The 21244-nt window shown below is 60.9% G+C and carries 17 protein-coding genes; 9 read left to right on the top strand and 8 right to left on the bottom strand.

Annotated features, from left to right (window positions below):
- Nucleotides 1-161: 161 nt before the first annotated feature.
- The gene (locus QZR14_RS02785) at nt 162-635 is read right to left on the bottom strand and encodes an Lrp/AsnC family transcriptional regulator (RefSeq protein WP_007960832.1); all 474 of its coding nucleotides are present in this window, start codon (nt 633-635) and stop codon (nt 162-164) included.
- A 144-nt stretch (nt 636-779) separates the two neighbouring features.
- On the opposite strand from QZR14_RS02785, the gene QZR14_RS02780 reads away from it, so the two are divergent.
- Nucleotides 780-1409 carry a LysE family translocator gene (locus QZR14_RS02780; RefSeq protein ID WP_311995842.1) on the top strand — a complete coding sequence of 210 codons (630 nt, stop codon included), beginning with the start codon at nt 780-782 and terminating at the stop codon, nt 1407-1409.
- Here the strand turns inward: QZR14_RS02780 and QZR14_RS02775 are convergent.
- From QZR14_RS02775 to QZR14_RS02750, 6 genes are all read right to left on the bottom strand, one after another.
- The gene (locus QZR14_RS02775) at nt 1406-3544 is read right to left on the bottom strand and encodes a hypothetical protein (RefSeq protein WP_250605588.1); all 2139 of its coding nucleotides are present in this window, start codon (nt 3542-3544) and stop codon (nt 1406-1408) included. The two genes, QZR14_RS02780 and QZR14_RS02775, sit on opposite strands and share 4 nt — an antisense overlap.
- Nucleotides 3531-4715, bottom strand: coding sequence for a DUF3142 domain-containing protein (locus tag QZR14_RS02770; RefSeq protein WP_311995841.1), 1185 nt, complete (start codon nt 4713-4715; stop codon nt 3531-3533). The genes QZR14_RS02775 and QZR14_RS02770 overlap by 14 nt, the downstream gene beginning before the upstream one ends.
- 137 nt (nt 4716-4852) lie before the next feature.
- Entirely contained in the window at nt 4853-5692 is an 840-nt protein-coding gene (locus QZR14_RS02765) for a class I SAM-dependent methyltransferase (protein WP_311995840.1), read from the bottom strand.
- Nucleotides 5686-6840: an acyltransferase family protein gene (locus QZR14_RS02760; protein ID WP_311995839.1), complete on the bottom strand. Its 1155-nt coding sequence runs from the start codon at nt 6838-6840 to the stop codon at nt 5686-5688. The genes QZR14_RS02765 and QZR14_RS02760 overlap by 7 nt, the downstream gene beginning before the upstream one ends.
- On the bottom strand, nt 6837-8138 hold the full coding sequence (locus tag QZR14_RS02755; RefSeq protein WP_311995838.1) for a glycosyltransferase: 1302 nt from the start codon (nt 8136-8138) through the stop codon (nt 6837-6839). The genes QZR14_RS02760 and QZR14_RS02755 overlap by 4 nt, the downstream gene beginning before the upstream one ends.
- Complete coding sequence (locus QZR14_RS02750) at nt 8132-9709, bottom strand: glycosyltransferase (protein WP_311995837.1); 1578 nt, start codon at nt 9707-9709, stop codon at nt 8132-8134. Before QZR14_RS02750 ends, QZR14_RS02755 begins: the two co-directional genes overlap by 7 nt.
- A gap of 427 nt (nt 9710-10136) precedes the next feature.
- Here QZR14_RS02750 and QZR14_RS02745 point away from each other — a divergent pair, with 427 nt between their 5' ends.
- From QZR14_RS02745 to QZR14_RS02710, 8 genes are read left to right on the top strand one after another with little or no spacing between them, the layout of a single operon-like run.
- Nucleotides 10137-11051 (top strand): GDP-mannose 4,6-dehydratase, encoded by a 915-nt coding sequence (locus QZR14_RS02745; protein WP_250605582.1) that lies wholly within the window; start codon nt 10137-10139, stop codon nt 11049-11051.
- On the top strand, nt 11048-12019 hold the full coding sequence (gene gmd / locus QZR14_RS02740) for a GDP-mannose 4,6-dehydratase (protein WP_250605581.1): 972 nt from the start codon (nt 11048-11050) through the stop codon (nt 12017-12019). The genes QZR14_RS02745 and gmd overlap by 4 nt, the downstream gene beginning before the upstream one ends.
- 3 nt (nt 12020-12022) lie before the next feature.
- On the top strand, nt 12023-13465 hold the full coding sequence (locus QZR14_RS02735) for a mannose-1-phosphate guanylyltransferase/mannose-6-phosphate isomerase (protein WP_311995836.1): 1443 nt from the start codon (nt 12023-12025) through the stop codon (nt 13463-13465).
- Nucleotides 13466-14263, top strand: a complete 798-nt coding sequence (locus tag QZR14_RS02730) for an ABC transporter permease (RefSeq protein ID WP_134176489.1) — start codon at nt 13466-13468, stop codon at nt 14261-14263. It begins immediately after the preceding gene.
- Entirely contained in the window at nt 14263-15516 is a 1254-nt protein-coding gene (locus tag QZR14_RS02725; RefSeq protein ID WP_250605578.1) for an ABC transporter ATP-binding protein, read from the top strand. The genes QZR14_RS02730 and QZR14_RS02725 overlap by 1 nt, the downstream gene beginning before the upstream one ends.
- The gene (locus QZR14_RS02720; protein ID WP_311995835.1) at nt 15513-16880 is read left to right on the top strand and encodes a glycosyltransferase family 4 protein; all 1368 of its coding nucleotides are present in this window, start codon (nt 15513-15515) and stop codon (nt 16878-16880) included. Before QZR14_RS02725 ends, QZR14_RS02720 begins: the two co-directional genes overlap by 4 nt.
- Nucleotides 16864-17994 carry a glycosyltransferase family 4 protein gene (locus QZR14_RS02715; RefSeq protein ID WP_311995834.1) on the top strand — a complete coding sequence of 377 codons (1131 nt, stop codon included), beginning with the start codon at nt 16864-16866 and terminating at the stop codon, nt 17992-17994. The genes QZR14_RS02720 and QZR14_RS02715 overlap by 17 nt, the downstream gene beginning before the upstream one ends.
- Nucleotides 17995-19125 (top strand): glycosyltransferase family 4 protein, encoded by a 1131-nt coding sequence (locus QZR14_RS02710; protein ID WP_311995833.1) that lies wholly within the window; start codon nt 17995-17997, stop codon nt 19123-19125.
- A gap of 62 nt (nt 19126-19187) precedes the next feature.
- Here QZR14_RS02710 and QZR14_RS02705 read toward each other — a convergent pair whose 3' ends face one another.
- Nucleotides 19188-21218 carry a pyridoxamine 5'-phosphate oxidase family protein gene (locus tag QZR14_RS02705; RefSeq protein WP_311995832.1) on the bottom strand — a complete coding sequence of 677 codons (2031 nt, stop codon included), beginning with the start codon at nt 21216-21218 and terminating at the stop codon, nt 19188-19190.
- Between the last annotated feature and the right edge of the window lie 26 nt (nt 21219-21244).

The raw sequence follows: 21244 nt of genomic DNA, 5'->3' as shown, positions 1-21244 counted from the left end.
TGTGGGAGCTGGCTTGCCAGCGATGGCGTCAGTCCTGTAACCGTTGCGGTCGCTGACACACCGCTATCGCTGGCAAGCCAGCTCCCACAGTTGACCGTGCTCCTGCTGGAGGAACGCGGTCACTGTGGGAGCGAGCTTGCTCGCGAAGGATGCGACTCGGTCTATAACGGAAGATGCCCCAGCGGCAACGCCCCCGGCGTCTTCACCGTGTGAATCGCAAAGTTGCTGCGGATGTCACTCACCCCCGGCAGCTTCAGCAGGCAGCCACTGAGAAACCGGTCATACGCACGCAGATCCGGCACCACCACTTGCAGCAGAAAGTCTGATTCCCCCGACACCAGAAACGCCGAAATCACTTCCGGCAACGCTGTCACCGCGGCATAAAACGCCTCGGCCTGTTCATCGTTGTGGCGCTCGACCTTGACCCCGACAAACACCGTCAGCCCCAGTCCGACTTCATCGCGATCGAGATTGGCCTGATAACCGCGAATCACCCCGGCCTCTTCGAGCATCCGCACCCGGCGCAGACACGGCGAGGCCGACAAGCCGATTTCATCCGCCAACTCGACATTGCTCAGGCGTCCGTTGCGTTGCAGGGCCGCGAGAATCTTGCGGTCGAAGGCGTCTAGTTTCATGGTTGGCAGATTCCAATAGTCATGGCACTGAAAACCAGCAGGTTATGCCAATCCGGCGTGCTTTTGAAGCTGACTACGCAAGCACCTGCCCCGCCTTTCGGCCCTAGACTTGGCGCACCGAATCGACAACGAAAGGACTGCGACATGGCGAGTCTCTGGCTGTTCTTCATGGCATTGGCAGTGGTCTATCTATTGCCCGGCCCGGACATGATCCTGCTGCTGCAAACCGGTGCCCGGCAGGGACGCGGCGCGGCGCTGGCCACCGCGATCGGTCTGGGCATCGCCCGTGGTTGTCACGTAGCCCTGGCCGCGCTGGGGCTGGCGGTGCTGTTCAAAGCGGCGCCATGGACATTCGAGGTGGTGCGATTGGCGGGGGCGGCGTATCTGCTGTGTATCGGCATTCAATGCCTGCGTAGCACCCTGCTGCCGAACCTGAATGCGGGTGCGGCAAACGAGGCACAAGGGCAATGGCGCGAAGCCGTCCGACGCGGTTTGCTGACCAACCTGCTCAACCCCAAAGCGTTGCTGTTCTGCTCGGTGTTGCTGCCGCAATTCATCGTCAATGACGGCGCGCCGGTACTGAGCCAGTTCGCCGTGCTCGGCATGCTACTGGTCGGCGTCGGCCTGCTGTTCGACAGTGCTTACGCCCTCACCGGCGCCGCGCTGGGTCGTTGGCTGCAACACAGTCCAACGGCCCAACGCGTACAACAATGGCTGTTCGGCAGCCTGCTGATCGGTTTCGCCGTGCGCCTGACGTTCGTCCAGCAGGCTTAGCCTTTGCGGACCTTGCGCTGGCGACGGCTGATCAACAGCAACGCGGCGGCCGCGACCAACACGAGCGCGCCGATCTGCACCGGCCACTTGTACGGCCGCAGCGACGAGCGCACAGCATCGGTGACTTGGGTGACGTAACGCTTGTCGGCGTTTTCGAAATCCGGGTACGGGCACTGATTGCCGAAATCCACGGCCCACGGGACGAACGGACCTTCCTTGACGTAACGCTGATACAACGCGCTCTGATCTTCCAGGCTGCTGTTCCAGCCGGCCGCGTTGCACAGCACGGCAGCGAATGCCTGACTGGTGTGCGGCAGATTGTCGGCGGCACGCCCGGCCAGCTCGGTGGCAACAAAACGGTAGTGATAGCGCTGATCCGGTTTCGCTTCACTGGCGACCTGACGTTGCACTTCGGCCTCGCTCACCAGCGGGCCGACTTTCAGTTCAGTGGATTCCAGGCTGTAGTTGCCACCGAACGTGGCGAAGTCCGGCGCCATCTCGTAACCGAGAATATCCATGCCCCATTCGCGGGCTGTCCACGCGGCGTTGTACAAGGCACTGGCGCGTTTGGTCGGCCACCACGCGGCATCGGCCTTCAAGCGTTGTTCGCCGTAGAGTCGAGCCTTGTTTTGCAGATCGGGATTGTCGAAATAAGCGACCGCGTCGGCGTAATGCCCTTCACGCAGCAAGCGCCGTCCGAGCAGATTGCGCAGGCTGGCGGCGACCGGCAGCGGCACGTAGTTGTCGCGCTGCTGCTGGGTCAACGCTGGCGGCGCCGGCACGTTTTCATCGACGTAGCGTTTTAATTCCTCAACCGTCAGCACACGCTCGGCCACGGTCGCAGCGTCGAACCAATAGGTGCTGTTGCTGCGATACAACTGCACGAAGGCTTGCAGGTATTCGCCACGCTGCAACGCGAGAATCGCGCTTTCGCCCTCGACCCGGCACTTCGGTTGAACACTTTCAAACGCCCAGTCCGGCGTGCGCCGGTAACCCCAGTCCTCGTTCTGCGGGAAGGCCTGCGCGGCTTTGGCATAAGCTGCCGCAGCGGCATTTTTATCGCCGTCACGTACCGCGAGTTTGGCCCGCAGCCACCACGCCAGGCCACCGTCACCGGCGTTTTCAAGGAAGGCCTTGGCGCCAGCGTAATCTCCCTGTTGATAACTCATCGCCGCCAGACGATCGGCGTTCTCGAGGCTGCCGCGCGTGCTGTTTTGCAGCAACTTGACGAGCTTTTTCTCGTTCGGTGGTTCATCGCCATACGACCAGCCTTGACGGCTGACCAACGATGCCGTGACCAGTTGCTGTACCGCTTTATGCTGGAACAACCTGGCCAGTTCGGCCTCGGGCAACTCGGCCAGTTCATTCATCAATTGCTTGAGCGAGGTGTAACCCACGCCCGAACCATGAAGGTTTTGCGCTTCATACAACTCGATGGCGCCGCTCCAGTCGCCGCCAGAACGCAGCACCCGTGCCTCTTCGCCGAGGCTGGCGACACCCAGCTCCAGCGGATCGCTGAAACCGTCGATGCTCATCTGCCGGGTCTGGCGGAAGGCGTCACGCGCTTGCTCCAGCGCCTCGACCGCATCCGCGCCTTCGCTGCTCATGGCGAACCAGCTGCGGCCCAGCGAATACGCCGCCCACGTGCTGCGCAACGGACGCTGGTCCGCCGGCAAGGCCAGCAGCTTGTTGAAATACTCGACCGCGAGTTGATGATCGCCCGTGGCAAATGCCACCGCACCGGCGACGTACAAACGGATCTCCGCCGGCAGACTGGCACCCTGCGCCTCGACCTGACGCGCATCGGTCAGGCCGCGCAATTGCTTGACCAAACCTTGTTGCTCGGCGCTCAGGCCGGCTTGTTCGGCGATTTCCCGAGACTCGGCGGCGGCGTTTTCCTCGCCGTACACATCGTTGGGATTGTGCGTCGCAGCGGTGACGTTCTTCAGCCCGGCGATGGTTTTGCCGAGGCGACTGAGTTCGAAACTGAAATTGCCCTCAGGCAGATCCGCCAGGGTCTGGCCGCGATTGTCGAGCAGGCGCATCGGGAAATCCGGTCCGCAGGCCAGCGCCGAACCCAGCGGCAGGCAGAGGCTCAGGCAGAGCAGATGGCGGGGCCAGTTACGGGTCAACATGCGAACCTCCTTGATCAATATCGGCGCAACGCGCCCAACCGATAGCGCGCTGCCCACCCGCCGGCAAGCGGCCGTCGCGCAGGCGGGTGAAGGTAAGCAGATCCGGGCTTTGTTGCAACGAGTAACCGGCGAGCGCATCGGCGCCTTCGCAGCTTTTCGCCTTCAGCGTGATCTGCGCCGGCCAGGCACTGTCGAGGTTGCCGGGGTTGTCGAGTCTGATGTCGTAGAGGCCTTCGTGCTCACTGAGCGTCACGCCGAGCTGACTGGCCAGTTGCTCACCCCGGGCGACCGCGCGCAGGGTAGTCAGGCTCCAGGCGCGGCGATCATTGGCCAGCGGCAAGCGAAACCAGATCAGCCCGGCCAGATGCGTCGGCGGATCTTCGCGCAATGCTTGACCGAGCTGGCTCAGCTGCAGCGGATCAGCCAGCAGCTCGCGGCGCTCACCGCCACGTTCAAGCTGCACTTCGCTCTCCACCACCGGCGCCCCGCCGTCATCGGGCAACAGCGCGACACCGTAAGCTGGCAACGCCAGGTAGAACGATCTGTCGGTAACACGCGCCCAGGCCCTGGCCCACTTCAACGCCTGCTCAGGATCGAATAACCCCCGGCGCGGATCGCTAACGGCATGCACTTGCAGCACGCTGCTGTCGACGGTTTGCAGGAGTTCGGGCAATTGAGCACTGTCGAGCCAGGCCGGCAGTGCCGTGATGCTCAGCGGGATATTTGTCGGCAACGCCGCACGCAGATGTTTGAGCAATTCAGCGTACGCCGGCAACCGCGCATTGCCCGCATCATGATCGATCTCGACGCCGTTCAGCGTCAGACCTTGCGCCTGCCAATCGGCAAGCACCTGGAGAATCTGCGCGGTGACCTGATCCTGATCCAGCGACTTGAGTTGGCCGTCGAGACGAATCACCGCAATCAACGGACGACCATCGGCTTTCAATAATTGCGCATCGATTCGCGCCCGGCGCCATCCGGCATTAGGAAAGGCTTGCAGTGCGAGGATGCGTAGCGTCGAGAAATCCTGGCGACTGTCACGCAGCGCAGCCTCGTGGGCTGGCGTCCATTGGCGTTGCCAGATGTAGAGTTGTTGGTCGAGGGGTGGCGCGTCTTGCTGCTTGCAACCCACAAGCAAGATGCCCAAGAACAGACCCACAATAAATCGCATACCTTCCAACCCCCTGACACCACAAGGCTGCAAGGTTACACAAAAATCCTGTAGGTGCTGTCGAGTGAAACGAGGCTGCGATCCTTTGATCTTGTTTTTCAGGATCAAGATCAAAAGATCGCAGCGTGCCGCAGCGCCTACAGGGGTGCGGCGGGTTTGCGGGCAATGATTACCTGGCTTTTCGCAACAACGGCATCCAGCGCCTGTTTGATCTGCGCGCCGCGCGGCGAGTCCAGCACCGCTTGCCAGGTGTCGGCCCAGTGATTGAGCAGCGGATGATCCGGGTTACTGAAATCGACCTTGGCTTCCCAGAACAGCAACATCCACATTGACCAGTAAAACCCGTATTGGCTGTGGCTGATGATCTCCAGCCCCGCTTCACTGACCATCGCCTTGAACTGGTCTTCGCTGATGATGCGAATGTGATTGGGCTTCTGGAAATACTCAGCCGCGGCGATATCTTTTTGCAGGTCTTCGGAGCTTGGGTGCGGCACGCTCAGCAAGTACAGGGCGCCTGGCTTGCCGACGCGCACCAGTTCGGCAAGGAACTGCGCCGGGTCGTCGACGTGTTCGATGACTTCCGTGGACACCACACGCGTGGCCGTGCCGTCGGCAATCGGCAGCGGGTTGCAGTCGGTGACGTGGCATTCGATATCCCGCGCCGGGGTATCGCTGAGGCGCTGACGGGTCGCTTCGACCTTCGCTGAGTCGATGTCGGCAATGATGATCTTCGCCCCACGCATGCCGCAGAAATGCACGTTGCCGCCATCACCGCAGCCGACGTCGAGCAGGGTGTCATCGGCGGTCACCGGAAAGCCTTTGAACAGCTCGCCGGTTTCCTGGTTGAACCAGCCACTGAGCATCGCATCGTGCAGGCCGAGCATGTACGGATCGGTCTTCTCGGCGACCGCCGCGACAGGCTGCGCGGCGGCCGGAGCAGGCGTGCCCGCCGTGAGTTTCTTCAAAAGGCTCAGCATGAGGTGGCTCCAGGGGATGGGATGGCGGTTCGGGACGTGCCGAGGCGTTTGACCAATGCTGCGCCACGGTTGCGCATCGGCATTTCGATAACGCGGTAATTCAGTTCGCTGAGCAGCACGATCAGGCCGAACGCGAGCAACAGGGTGACGATCGGATGCCCGGCGGGGCTGGGCAACCCGGCGTTCTGCAAACGGAAGATCAGTTCACGCACCAGTTGATAGGCCGGAATGTGGATCAGGTACATACCGTAGGAGCGACTGCCGACCCACGCCAGCACACGCTGCACAGCACCGGCAGGCATCAGGTAGTCGCGGTTGTACGAAGCGATCCACACCAGCAAGGCGCCGAGTACGGCAATCGATCCGATACGGTAAGGGGCAAAAGTGAAACGGTCGGTGGCCATGAAGCTCAACAGTGATCCGATGGCGATAAACGTCGCAATTGCGGCCCACGGTCGACGCAAGAAGGTCGGCTCCCAGCGTTGATAACCCGGCTGCGCGCTCCACATCGCCAACAACACGCCGAGTGCCAGCGCGTCTGTCCGCACGAACATCAGCAACGGCGTGCGCACGCTCAGAATCTGCACCGCCACCAGAGCCAGCAACGCCCAGACCAGACGCTGGCGAAACAGCACAATCAACAGCGGGAATAGCAGATAGAACTGCTCCTCCAGCGCCAGGCTCCAGTAGACAAAACTGCTGCCGTACTCGTAATGAAAGAAGCTGTCGGCAAAACGGAAGTTCGCGTACTGCAGCACCCCGGCCAGCGTCGCTTGCAGGTTCGCGGACAACGTCCCGAACGCGCCGGAACGGTTGAGAAACACGCAGGCCAGCAGCATCAGCGCCAGCCACAACCAGGCCGACGGCAACAGGCGAAACGCCCGGCGCAGCCAGAAATTGCGCGTTTGCTGCCAATATTCCCGGCGAGTCGTACAGCCTTGCAGCGTCGGAATCAGGCTACGGGCGATGACAAAACCGGAAATCGCGAAGAACAGATCGACGCCCCACCACGGCTGCGCCCAGCCATGAATCTTCTCCAGCAACGGCACCGGGTCGGTGAACAGGCTGCCCTGCAGATGGTGGAACAGCACGCCCAGCACGGCAATGGCGCGCAGGACTTCAATGTCCATGATCCGTTTGCTGCTCATGCTTGGGGAGTTTCCATGGCCATGCAGCGCTGTTCGAACAACTGTGCGAGGAATACCTGCAGACGCTGTTCAGCCACGGCCTGACTGCAGAAACCTTGCAGGCTGTTGACGGCTTGCGCCGACATCTGTGCGTAACGCGCCGGGTGGTTTTTCGCCACCTCATAACTGGCTTTATAGGCTGCACACAACGACGCCCAATTGGTCACATAACGCAACGTGCGAAAGGCCCGACGCGGGTCGTGCGGCCAGGCGGTCAGTTCGTCGGTGGACTCGATCAGAAAGGCATTGTCGGCGCTCAGGTAATCGATCATTGCCGTGGTGCGCGGCGCCACCGCCGGTTTGCCGCAGGACATGAACTCCATCAATGGCAAACACTGACCTTCGCCATACGACGTGTTGACCACGTAACGGGTGGCCTGCACCAACCGTTCGTAATCCGGGTCGGCGAGATAGCCGTAGATCAACACGATGCGGCAGCGGTAGGACTGGTTTTTGTACAGGTGGTGGAGGATGTCGCTGAGGGCTTCTTCGGCATCGTGGTGGGTCAGTTTCAGCACCAGCGTGGCATCTTCGACGTCGCGAAAACTCACACAGAAAGCGCTGAGCATGTCTTCCCAGTTCTTGCGCCCGTCGCCGGGATTGAACACCGAGGTGTACACCACACCGTCGAGCAACAGTTCCTGCGCGGTGACCGGCGCGGTGAAATCGATGCCTACGCCACTGCGCAAATGGGCCGGGCCGAACGCATTCAGATCGAGCGTGCGACTGTCCGCCACCAGCCCTTTGATCGTCAGGCGCAACGGCTCCGTCGTGGTTTGCGCCTGCAACTGTGAACCGCGTGCGGCAAAGCGATCCCACACCGGCGCCGGCACCGCAATTATCGGGTAGTCATCCGTCATCGCTTCGCGCACAGCGTTCACTGTGTAACTGGAATGGGTGATCGCCGCGCCACAGGCAGCCAGCACCGTGCGCCAATCGTTGCGCGGCTCACCGGCAAACGGCTCGTTGGGGATGGTGCTGAATTCCCATGCAAACACCGGCAATGTCGGACACGCCAGGTGCACCGGGGTGCGATGTGGCGGCGAGAACGACAGAAACACACACGGCTCGCCGCGGCTCAGGCACTCCAGGTACAGCGCATCGACCTCAACCTGCGGATCGAGCACTTCCACCACCCGCCCGAGTCGTTCGAGTACCGGACGATATTCCTTGAGCACAAAGTAGTAGCTGTACTCCGAACGCCCGAGGTTCTGCGCGATGGTGTGCTGGTTGGTTTCCGAGTGAATGATGATCAGCATGAGGCGTTATCCGTCACGGTCGCGGCATCGGCAGCCCTGGGTACCAGCGCGAAAAAGTCCGCCATGCGTTTTTGCACAGGGGCGAACGCGCAGTAATCGTGCATGCGATCGATGGCGGCGATGGACATCCGCTGATAATCCTGAGGCTGGGTCCTGGCCATCCGATAGCTGTGTTCGTAGGCGTTTTTCAACGAGCCCCAGTCCGGGCGATGACGCAATGTGCGGTAGATGATGCGGGTGTCCTGCGGCCAGATCGTCAGCTCTTCGCTGGACTTGATCACGAAGGCCACCGAGTCATCGATGTAGTCTTCCATCGCCGTGTGATCGGGGGCAATCACCGGTTTGCCGCTGGACATGAACTCCATCAGTGGCAGGCACAGCCCTTCACAGCGTGAGGCGTTCACATAGAAACTCGCGGCCTGATAGAGCCTGGCATATTGCGCGTCGTCGAGGTAACCGTGCATCACCACCACCCGGCAGGCGAACGGCGTGAGTTGCGCAAGCAATGTCATCAACTCGCTGTAGTAGGAGGCCAGATCGTTCTGGGTAATCTTCAACACGAGCGTCGCGTCGGACGTTTCGCGAAACGCCCAACAGAATGCGGTAATCAGTTGATGCCAGTTCTTGCGCCCGTCCTTGGGGTTGAACACCGTGACGTACACCACACCGTCGACTGTGGTCTCGACCACCGATGTGGTGTCCGGCAAGTCCAGCGTCACCGGTTCGACTACAGGCACCGGCAGCGGCCCGCACACAGCCGGCAGACGCTGTTCGAGCCAGCCATGCAGCGTGTCCGGCACCAGATCGCGAATGCCTTCCCAATACCAGTGATAGAGAAACTTGACCCGCGGCACCGGCTCTGCCTGCGCGTGTCCCAGATCCAGCGCCCATAGACGCAGATAATGCCGGGCAATGACGAAGCGGCGTTTGAGGGTCAGTGGCGGCGGACGTGCGGCTTCGATTTCGGCCGCCAGCGCGGCTTCCTCTTCAGGCGTGATCGGCGTCGGAATCAGCGCATCGGCGCAAAGACCGAGGGTACGGGTATCGAAAATGCAGCCTTTGATCGCCAGCGACGTGCCTGACTTGACCGGCAGACTGAGCGTCTGCTGACGAATCGCCGCGAAGTTTTCCCATAGCGGCGTGGGCAATACCAACACCGGGAAGTCTTCGCCCATGGCGCGGCGAATGGCCCGGGCGGTGTGGCTCGACAGGGTGATAACCCGCCCATGGCGAGCGAGCATCTGCGTCCAGTCCTGGCGCGGGTCGTTGTCCCATTGCTCGTCAGGAATCGAGTCGAACTCCCACGCCACCACACACACGGTCGGGCATTCGAGGTCGACCGGGGTTTTCTGCGGCGGAGTGAACGACAGGAAGAGGCTGTCTTCGCCGGCGGCAAGCCGTTGTCGATACAGCGGATCGACATCGGCGGTGGACGACACCACGTGCACATGCCCAAGACTTTCCAGCACCGGGCGATAGGCTTTGAGCACGAAGTAGTAACTGTATTCCGGACGCCCGAGACTCTGGCCGATGGAACTGTCATTGACGTCCGAGTAAAGAATGAAATTCATGGCATCCCACGATGAAGCAGCCGTCCTGGCAACCTCATGCTATGACGACCGGGCGTTGGATCAAGTCGGCAGTACCGCGACTTGTCCAGCAACCTCAGACCCGTCTTCGTTTTTGTTTTAGTGGTCAGTTTCACCCCGTTGCGCTACGCCCACGGCAGACCGGAGGAAATAGCGACGAGGGCCATTCTAAACACATCCATCCGGGATCCGGGAACCGCCCGACGGGAATAAATCGTACTAGGCTTACGAGAACTGACCGGTCACGGTATGGCCTGTTGAAATTGCCGAGCAATTGGCACAGATTGGCTACAAACAACTACAACAACTGACTTCGCCTGTCTTTTAGCCGGTTTTTCTTTCGGTCTGTCAGACCCTTCCCTGAAGCATGTGGGAAAGTGGCGCAAGTTCAAGACCAAGGGGTCGCTGTTTGAAAAAAAGTCTGTTCGTCACGGGCCTCAGTGGATTCGTGGGACAACATATTCAGTCGCGTCTAGCGTTGCCGGATTCGTCGTGGGAGCTGCTGCCTGCCGCTTCGCCCTACGACCTCTGCGATGCGCGTAGCCTCACCGATCTGTGGCCGCAACTGCCTGACGCGGTCATTCATCTGGCCGGGCAGACTTTCGTCCCCGAAGCCTTCCGCGATCCGTCACGCACACTCGAGATCAATCTGCTCGGCACGCTCAACCTGCTTCAAGCCCTCAAGGCGCGCGGCTTCGCCGGCACGTTCCTGTATGTCAGTTCCGGTGACGTCTACGGCCAGGTGAGCGAAAGCAACCTGCCGATCACCGAGCAACAACCGCCCTGCCCGCGCAATCCCTATGCAGTGAGCAAACTCTCGGCAGAGTTTCTCAGCCTGCAATGGGGCCTGAGCGAAGGCTGGCCGGTGCTGGTGGCGCGCCCGTTCAATCACATCGGCAGCGGTCAGAAAGACGGCTTTGTCATCGCCAGTGCCGCGCGCCAGATCAACCGCATCAAACAGGGCCTGCAAGCACCGCAACTGGAAGTCGGCGATATCGACGTAACGCGAGATTTTCTCGATGTCGGCGATGTTATTTCGGCCTATTTCGCGCTGCTGGAAAAAGGCACTCCCGGGCAGGTCTACAACATCTGCTCAGGCCGTGAGCAAAGCATTCGCAGCCTGATCGAGCAGCTCGGCGATCTGGCTGAAGTCGAGATGCGTCTGGTTCAAGATCCGGCACGCATGCGTCGCGCCGATCAACGGCGCGTTTGCGGCAGCCACGCAAAACTGGCCAAAGCCACCGGATGGTCGCCAGCCATCACCACACAACAATCCCTGCGGGCGATCCTGTCCGACTGGGAGACGCGAGTACGACAAGAATGACAAAAAGTGCACTCATCACAGGGATCACCGGCCAGGACGGCGCGTATCTGGCCAAGTTGTTGCTCGACAAGGGCTACAAGGTTCACGGCCTCGTCGCACGACGCAGCAGCGACTCACGCTGGCGTCTGCGCGAAATGGGTGTCGAAGCCGACATCGTCTATCTGGACGGTGACATGGCCGATGCCTGTTCGGTACAGCGTGCAGTCATCAAGTCGGCGCCCGACGAAGTCTATAACCTCGCCGCGCAAAGTTTCGTCGCCGCCTCGTGGGATCAACCGGTCACCACCGGCATCGTCGATGGCCTGGGCGTTACCCACTTGCTCGAAGCTATCCGCCAGTTCAGCCCGCACACCCGGTTTTATCAGGCCTCGACCAGCGAGATGTTCGGTCTGATCCAGGCCGAGCAGCAGGATGAAAACACGCCGTTCTACCCGCGCAGCCCTTACGGGGTGGCCAAACTTTACGGTCACTGGATCACCGTCAACTACCGCGAAAGTTTCAACCTGCACGCCAACAGCGGCATCCTCTTCAACCACGAATCGCCGCTGCGCGGCATCGAGTTCGTGACCCGCAAGGTCACCGACGCCGCCGCACGCATCAAGCAAGGCAAACAGCAGGAGCTGGCCTTGGGCAACATCGATGCGAAACGCGATTGGGGGTTTGCCGGCGATTACGTCGAAGCCATGTGGCTGATGCTGCAGCAAGACAAGCCTGACGATTTCGTGGTGGCCACGGGCGTCACCACCACCGTGCGGGAAATGTGCCGCATCGCCTTTGATCACGTCGGCCTCAACTACCGCGATTACGTGAAGATTGACCCGGCGTTCTTCCGCCCGGCCGAAGTTGAAGTGCTGCTCGGCAATCCGGCCAAGGCTCAGCGTGTGCTGGGCTGGAAGCCGAAAACCGACCTGGATACCTTGATCCGCATGATGATGGATGCGGACATGAAACGCGTCGCCAAGGAGTAGGTCATGCTGATCCCCGTGATTCTGTCCGGCGGCGCCGGCACCCGTTTGTGGCCAGTGTCCCGCGAGGGCCATCCCAAGCCATTCATGCATTTGCCCGACGGCCAGTCGCTGCTGGGCAAGACCTACCAGCGTGCGGCAGCGCTGCTGGACGGCTGGGGCGACATTGTCACGGTGACCAACCGCGAGTACTACTTCCAGAGCAAGGATCACTATTGCGCCGCTCATGTGTCGCGCCATCGCGGGCACTTTCTGCTGGAGCCGACCGGGCGCAACACGGCGCCGGCCATTGCTGCCGCCGCGTTGTCGCTGCAGGCGTTGCACGGTGACGACGCGATCATGGTGGTGATGCCCGCTGACCATTTGATCGTCAATCAGGACGCACTGAAAACCGCAGTCGAGCATGCGGTCAATCTGGCCAAAGACGGCTATCTGGTGACCTTCGGCGTGATCCCGACCGCGCCGGAAACCGGCTTCGGCTATATCGAAACCGGCGCGCCGCTGGATGCCAGAGGCGCGGCGAAGGTGCAGCGTTTCGTCGAGAAACCCGACCTGCAAACCGCCACGCACTATCTGGAAAGCGGCAACTTCCTGTGGAATTCAGGCATGTTCTGCTTCACCACCGCCACCGTCATTGCCGAACTGCAATTGCATGCGCCTGAGCTGCTGGAGCAGACCCGCACCTGCATGGCCGCCAGCGCGCCGATCGAAACCGTCGGTTGCCTGCAACAGGAACTGTCGCCGGCGCTGTTCGCTGAAATCACCGACATCTCCATCGACTACGCACTGATGGAGCGCTCGGAAAAAGTCGTGGTCGTGCCCGCCGGTTTCGACTGGAGCGACATCGGTTCGTGGGGCGCCGTGGCGGCGCTGGTGCCAGCCGACGCCGACAACAACCGCGCCAGCGGCGAGGCTATTTTCATCGACAGCCACAACAACTTCGTCCAGAGCGAAGGCCGACTGATAGCGACGGTGGGTGTGGATAACCTCATCGTGGTCGACACCGCCGACGCCGTACTGGTGGCCCACGCCGACCGTGCGCAGGACGTCCGCCGCGTGGCCAAGCAACTCAAGGAAAAATCCCACGAAGCCTATCGGCTGCATCGTACCGTCAGCCGTCCATGGGGCACTTACACCGTGCTCGAGGAGGGCCCGCGCTTCAAAATCAAACGGATCGTGGTCAAGCCTGGCGGCAAGCTCTCGCTGCAAATGCACCATCACCGCAACGAACACTGGGTGGTGGTCGAAGGCATGGCCAAAGTCACCAACAACGGCAGCGGTACGACGCTGGTGGCCAAGAACGAATCGACCTTCATCGCCGCCGGCCACAAGCATCGCCTGGAAAATCCCGGGGTGATCGATCTGGTGATCATCGAAGTGCAAAGCGGCGAATACCTGGGAGAGGACGACATCGTCCGCTTCGAAGACCAGTACGGCAGGACGGATTAAATGCTGCTTTCCCTGTTCCGCTCGCTGCTTGGCTACCGGGGTTTCATCCTCGGCAGCGTGCAGCGAGAGTTTCAAGCGCGGTACCGCAACTCTTTGTTTGGTGCCCTGTGGCCGATCTTCAATCCACTGTCGATGATCGTCGTTTACACCGTGATTTTTTCCCACATCATGCGCGCCCGTTTACCCGGGGTGGATGACAGCATGGCCTACAGCGTCTACCTCTGCGCCGGGCTGCTGGCATGGGGACTTTTCTCTGAAATCACCTTGCGCAGCCAGAACATGTTTCTGGAAAACGCCAACCTGCTGAAGAAAATCAGCTTCCCGCGCATCTGCCTGCCAGTGATTGTGCTGTGCAACGCCGGGATCAACTTCGCGATCATCATCAGCCTGTTCCTGGGCTTTCTGCTGATCACCGGACGCTGGCCAGGCATGGCGTTGCTGGCGCTGATTCCATTGATCGCCCTGCAAATGATGTTCTGCGCCGGACTGGGCATGGTGCTGGGCGTATTGAATGTGTTCTTCCGCGATGTCGGCCAGCTCTTCGGCATCTGCCTGCAATTCTGGTTCTGGCTGACGCCGATCGTGTACCCGATCACGATCCTGCCGGAATGGGTGCAGCGCCTGCTGCAACTCAACCCGCTGACCAACCTGTTCAGCAGTTATCAGAACCTGTTTCTCTACGGTCAGTGGCCGGTCTGGAGCTCGCTGCTGCCGATCTTCATCACGGGTGTGCTGTTTTGTCTGATCGGTCTGCGGCTGTTTCGCCAGCGCGTCGGCGAAATGGTGGATGAACTCTGATGGGACATATTCGCGTCACCGGCCTGAGCAAGGCCTATAAACAATACCCCAACCGCTGGAGCCGCCTGGCCGAGTGGCTGATCCCGTTTTCGCCGATCCGTCACCACCAGCACTGGGTACTGCGAGACGTCGAATTCGAAATCGCCCCCGGTGAAGCCGTGGGCATCGTCGGCGCCAACGGCGCTGGCAAAAGCACCTTGCTGAAGATGATCACCGGCACCACCCAACCCACCAGCGGCACGATCGAACTGCAAGGCCGCGTGGCCGCGCTGCTGGAACTGGGTATGGGCTTCCACCCGGATTTCACCGGGCGTCAGAACGCAATCATGGCCGGTCAACTGTTGGGGATGCAGCTCGAAGAAATCGAAGCACTGCTACCCGAGATCGAGCATTTCGCCGAAATCGGCGACGCCATCGACCACCCGGTGCGCACCTATTCCAGCGGCATGCAAATGCGTCTGGCGTTCAGCGTCGCCACGGCTCGACGCCCGGACATCCTCATCGTCGACGAGGCGCTGTCAGTGGGCGACGCCTACTTCCAGCACAAAAGCTTCGAACGCATCCGCAGCTTCCGCAAATCCGGGACCACGCTGCTGATCGTGTCCCACGACCGTTCAGCCATTCAATCGATCTGCGATTCGGCGATCCTGCTCAAGGATGGCCGCATGGCCATGTACGGCAAACCGGAACCGGTACTCGATTACTACAACGCGCTGATGGCTGAACGCGAAGGCCAGATCGTCCGCCAGGAAATGCTCGCCGGGGGCGAAGTGCAAACGGTATCAGGCACTGGCGAAGCCGCCATTCTCGGCGTGCGCCTGCTCGATGAAAACGATCGCAGCATCGATGCCGCCGAAGTCGGTCAGCCGGTGGTACTCGAAGTCAAAGTCGAAGTACGCAAGGACATCGAACGACTGGTGCTGGGCTTTATCCTCAAGGATCGCCTGGGCCAGATGATGTACGGCATCAACACCCATCGTCTGGACAAGGCGCTGACCGACCTGCACGCCGGCGAGCGTTTCACCTATCGCTTTGCCTTCGTCATGGGGCTGGGCAAAGGTAATTATTCCGTATCGCTGAGCCTGTCGCGCCTGGACTCTCACCTCGATCGCAATTTCGAATGGCGTGACTACGGGCTGGTGTTCCACGTGATCAACAACCGTCAGGAAGATTTCGTCGGTTGTTCATGGCTTGGCGCCAAGACCACCATCACCCGCGACACGGAAGTCCGGCCTGTCGAGCGCTTGCCATGACCCGCTTGCTCGTCGAATGCACTCACGTGTTCCAGCACCCGACGGTCAACTCGGGGATTCAGCGTGTGGTGCGCAACGTCATCAAGCAACTGCCTGCAGATGCCGAAGGCGTCGAGTGCATGCCGGTGGTGGTGCTCAATGGCGAACTTTATCGTGTACTGCAACTGGCACCGTGCGATACGCCTTTTTTCAACGCGCTGGAAACCTTCGGTGGACGCCTGGAGCGCCTCGCCCACCGCTTCTGGCAATGGCATCAGCGGCGCGATGCACAATGCACCTCGAAACTGGCGCGACGGATTTTGTATGTCGGCTATCGGCTGACCCTCTTCGGCGCGTTCGGCCTGCCGATCCGCCTGATCCGACGAATCAACCGCAGGCAATTGCTCAAACGCTGCTCACCACTGCAACATCAGCCGGGCGATCAATTGGTGCTGCTGGATTCATCCTGGCACTCGGATTTCTTTGCCCACGTCGAGCGGCTCAAACGCGACGGCGTCGGCATGATTGCGGTGATCTACGACCTGATCCCGCTGACTCACCCACAGTTTTACGACACGCGTCTGGTCGAGGTCTTCAACGAATGGTTCGACTGGATCACCCGCACAGCCGATGGCTACATGGCGATTTCCGCCACGGTGCGCGATCAGGTGCGGGAAGAGTTGCAGCGCAGAATCGGTGCCGAGCAAACCAACAAGCGCTGGTTCGATTTCTTTCACTTGGGTTCCGAACTGGATCTGCACAACGACCAGGCCACGGTCGATACGCGCCTGAAGCAATTGTTCACGACCACAGACCCGATTTACCTGATGGTCAGCACCATCGAACCACGCAAGAATCACGCGTATCTGCTCGATGCCTTCGAACGCGCTTGGGCCACTGGCTCAACGGCACGGTTGTGCATCGTCGGGCGGGTCGGCTGGAAATGCGACGCCCTGCTCGCCCGGGTGCGCAATCATCCCGAACTGAACCAGCGTCTGTTCCTGTTCAACGACCTCACTGACACCAGCCTTGAACACGCCTACGCCCACGCCAGTGCGCTGGTGTTCCCTTCATTCGTCGAAGGCTTTGGTTTGCCCTTGGTGGAAGCCATGCAGCGTGGCTTGCCGGCGATGGGCAGCGATATCGCGGTGTTCCGCGAAATCGGCGGCGAGTTCATGGCGTACTTTGATCTGCAGGATCCGCAAAGCCTTGCCGACCTGATCAATCAATTCCAGCGCAGCGGCCAGTTCCCCGCCGCTCGCGATGTCGCGGACTGGCAGTGGATCGGCTGGCGTGAAGCCAGTCTGCAACTGGCTGAACGCAGCGTGCTGAATATTGTGCAAGCGCCGGCGGCGCCAGCGAGGCAGCATGCGCATTGCTCTTAACGCACGCATTCTCCAGGCACCACGCACCGGCATCGGCCACTACGTTGCCGAACTGGTCAACGCCTTGCGCAGCGAGCCGGACGTTGACGTGACGCTGTTCCACGGCTGGGGCTGGAGCTCGGCGCTGCCGGAAGCGGCCATGCCGGGTTACTCACGCCTGACGCCACTTTTGCGGCTGATTCCCGGGGCCTATCAGGCGCGCCGCTGGCTGGAGCAGAAACGCTTCGATCAGGGGCGCGCGCAAGGTATCGACCTCTATCACGAACCGAGCCTGTGGCCGCTGGCCTTCGATGGCCCGACCGTGATCACCCTGCACGATCTGACTCACCTGCATTTCCCCGAGACCCAGCCCCCGGCACGGCTCAAGGAGATCGAGCGTCGATTGGCTCAGGGTGTGCAACAGGCGCAGGTGATTCTCACCGACTCGCAAGCCATAGCTGACGAGGCCCAGGCCTATTTCGCCCTGCCGGCCGAGCGTTTTGTGGTGGCGCCACTGGGCGTTGCCGCGCGCTTTCATCCGCGCGAGGCGAGCGCCATTGACGCGGTACTCAAGGCGCACGCGGTCGAGGCGCGGGAATATTTCCTGTGTGTGGGCACGCTAGAGCCGCGCAAGAACCTGGGCCTGGCCCTGCGTGCCCATGCCCTGTTGCCGGAGGCTGTGCGCCAGCGCTTTCCGCTGTTGATCGTCGGTATGGCCGGGTGGGAGCGCGAGCAGTTCAGCGAACCCTTGCGTCAGGCGCTGGCCAGCGGGCACGTGTGCCTGCTCGGTTATCTGCCCGATGAACAGGTGGCGCAGTTATTGGCCGGCGCCCGCGCGCTGATTTTTCCGTCGTTGTATGAAGGTTTTGGTCTGCCGGTACTGGAGGCCATGGCCAGCGGCACCCCCGTAGTACTCACGCGCTCTTCGGCGATGCCGGAAGTCGCGGGCGCGGCGGGCAACTATATTGAAGCTGACGATGCAGAAGGCCTGCGTGATGCGCTGAGCCGACTGATCGACGATCAAGCGCATTGGCAGGCATGCCAAGAGGCCGGGTTGCAGCAGTCACGGCTTTTTTCCTGGGAGCGTTGTGCACAGGCCACGGCCTGTGCCTACCGTCAGGCCATGGGAGGTTGAATGCGAGTTCTTCATTTTTTCAAGACGTACCTGCCCGACTCGGTCGGCGGCATTGAGCAAGTGATCTTCCAACTCTGCGAAAGCGGCGCCCAACACGGCATCGACGGCCAGGTGCTGACGCTCAGCGCTGACCCGACACCGCCCGTGGTGAATTTGGGTCAGCACGAAGTGCACCGCGCCAAACTCGACATCCAGTTCGCCTCCACCGGTTTTTCCTGGAGTGTGTTCAAACAGTTTCGCGAGCTGGCCGCCGAGGCCGACGTGGTCAACTACCACTTCCCGTGGCCGTTCATGGACCTGGTACATTTCGCCAGCGCGACGAATAAACCGAGTGTGGTGACTTACCACTCGGACATCATTCGCCAGAAGCACCTGCTCAAACTCTATCGCCCGTTGATGAACCGCTTCCTCGCCAGCGCTGACCGCATCGTTGCCGCTTCGCCGAACTACCTGCACACCAGCGATGTGCTGCAGCAGTTCCAGGACAAGACCCGGGTGATTCCCTACGGGTTGAACAAGGCTGGTTATCCACAGCCCGATGCCGAGCGGATGAACCGCTGGCGCCAACAGCTTGGGGATAAGTTTTTCCTGTTTGTCGGGGTGATGCGTTATTACAAGGGCTTGCACATCCTTCTCGATGCGATGAAAGACGTGGACTATCCCGTGGTCATTGTCGGCGCCGGGCCGCTGGAGCGGGAGCTGCACGCTCAAGCGCAGGCTTTGGGCCTGCGCAACATTCATTTCCTCGGGCGTCTGGGTGACGAAGACAAGGTGGCGCTGCTGGAACTGAGTTACGCCATCGTCTTCCCTTCGCACCTGCGCTCGGAAGCCTTTGGCATTTCCTTGCTGGAAGGTGCGATGTACGGCAAACCGATGATTTCCAGCGAGATTGGCACTGGCACCAGTTACATCAATATCCACAACGAAACCGGTCTTGTTGTACCGCCAAGTCATCCACAGGCGTTTCGTGAAGCGATGCGCACGCTCTGGGAAGACCCGGTGCGCGCCGCCGCCATGGGTGTCAAAGCCGAAGCGCGCTATCGGCAGTTATTCACAGCCGATGAGATGGGGCGCAAGTGGACGGAGCTGTATCAGGAATTGCTGGAAGAGAAATCTCTGTCCTACGCCTGAGCGTGGGTTGAACACCGATCCCCTGTAGGAGCTGCCGAAGGCTGCTCCTACAGGGGTTCGGGTTACAGGTCTAAGACCAGTGGCTGATTGCTTTGCGCCGGGACCGCGCAGCAAATCAGCACATGCCCCGCTTCCGGAATATCCGCCGGCACCTGTGGATAATTCACCGCGCCACTGACCAGTCGGGTTTTGCAGGTACCGCACGAACCACCGCGGCAACTGAACTCGGGGCGTAATCCGCGACTTTCCGCCAGCTCCAGCAAACTGCCGCCATCGGGCTGCCAGCGCGCCTCTTTCGCCGAGCGCTCGAACACCACCGCAACCGAAGTGGTCGCTGCGGGCGGTTGTTCGATCACGATCGCGTCCGCATCGGCCTGACGTTTCAGCGTCGACGGGCCAAAGGTTTCCGCATGAATCTGCGCGTCGCGCACATCCAGCTCGCGCAAAGTGTCGTACAACCCTTGGGTAAAACCACCCGGGCCGCAGAGCACAAAGTCGAGCTGATCGAAATCCTCGGCCTCCAGCAGGTTTCTCAGCACAGTGCCGTCGATGCGCCCACGCACATCGAAATCCTCGCCCTCTTGCAGATCAGCTTCCGGCTGGCTGAGCAAGCGCAGGACTCGTACAGAGTCACCTGCGGTTTCGAGCAATCGATCCAGCTCCTTGTGAAACGGCTGATCCGCCAGACTGCGCGAACTCTGCAGCAACAACGTCGGACGAATCCCCCGCGTGCGTAAGCCCTGGTACACCACCTCGCGCAGCATCGACAGCAACGGCGTGATGCCGACCCCGGCGGCCAACAGCACCAACGGCCTGCGCTCCAGTGGCGCGACAGTGAAATGCCCTTGCGGTGCCCGCGCTTCCAGTACATCGCCGATGCGAATCTGCTCATGCAGGTGCGAGGAAATCAGCCCTTCGCGCTTGACGCTGATCCGGTAAAAACCATCCGACGGCGCACTCGAAAGGCTGTAGGTGCGAATGTGCACCTCACCGTCGAGGGTGAAACGCAGCGGCAGATGCTGGCCGGCGAGAAATACCGGTAAACCGGCACCATCGGTTGGCTCCAGATAGATTGAACGGATGTTGCGGCTCTCCGCTTCGATCCTCGCCACACGCAACGGCCGCCATTGATTACCCAGTGCCTGCGCCTGCAAACGCGCATCGGCTTCTGCCCAGTTACCGGTCAACAGACTGGTCGGCGACATGCCGTCGAAGCGCCAGCGCAACGCCAGGGCGGCCGGACGCCGCACCAGTTTCTCCACTTCAAATGTCCACAGCCGTTCCGCGCCTTGGAAGGCCTCGATCTGCGGATCATCAAGAAGGATCTCGGTACGCCCGCTGAGTTGCAGCAGATCGCCTGTGGAAAAGTCGATGAACAGCAAGCCTGCCTTGGGATTGAGCAGCAGATTGCCGAGGGTGTTGAAATGCAGATTGCCGGCGAAGTCAGGGATGGTCAGACGATTGCCTTCCACGCGGACGAAACCGGCTTGGCCACCCCGGTGGGAAACATCCACCGCACGCTGGCCGTCGACATCCACATAACTGGCGACAAAAAACGTATCGGCGCCCGTGATCAGCGCGACGGCTGCGTCATCGAGGCCGTGCAGATGCTCGGCCGGGCGTGTCTGCGGATCCGTCAGCGGCACCCGCTGAAACTGGCGCAGTTGGATGTATTGCGGGCAGTTGCCGAAGGCCTGATCCACGCTCACGTCAAAACCATCAGCGCTCAGATTGCCGACATGGCCGTTGAGGCGATTGCGCCGGCGGGTGTGCAATTCGATGCCGAGTAACCCGATCGGCTCGCCGTCACGCAGTTGCGCCGGGTCATCGGCAGCGACCTGAGTGGCGAAATGCAGATGCTCGGGATCCGGCGAATGGGCAAACCCCGGCGCGCCTTCGAGCACACTGGCCCACGGCCGCCCATCTGCATCAACTGCGCCGTACAACATGAAGGGTAATTGCTGATAGAACTCACGGTGCTGATCCGGCATCCAGGTGCGAATCACCTTGCGCCCGAAGGCTTCCATGCGTTCGGCAACGCCGACATGGGCCTGCAATTGCTGTTCGCCAGCGTGCCACGGTGAACGTTCCATCACGACCTCTCCCCTGCACCGACGGC

The organism is Pseudomonas sp. rhizo66 (assembly GCF_031931925.1).
In the GTDB taxonomy this organism is placed as follows: domain Bacteria; phylum Pseudomonadota; class Gammaproteobacteria; order Pseudomonadales; family Pseudomonadaceae; genus Aquipseudomonas.
Note: the sequence above shows the minus strand (reverse complement) of the source record. Positions and strands in the feature narration are given on the sequence as shown.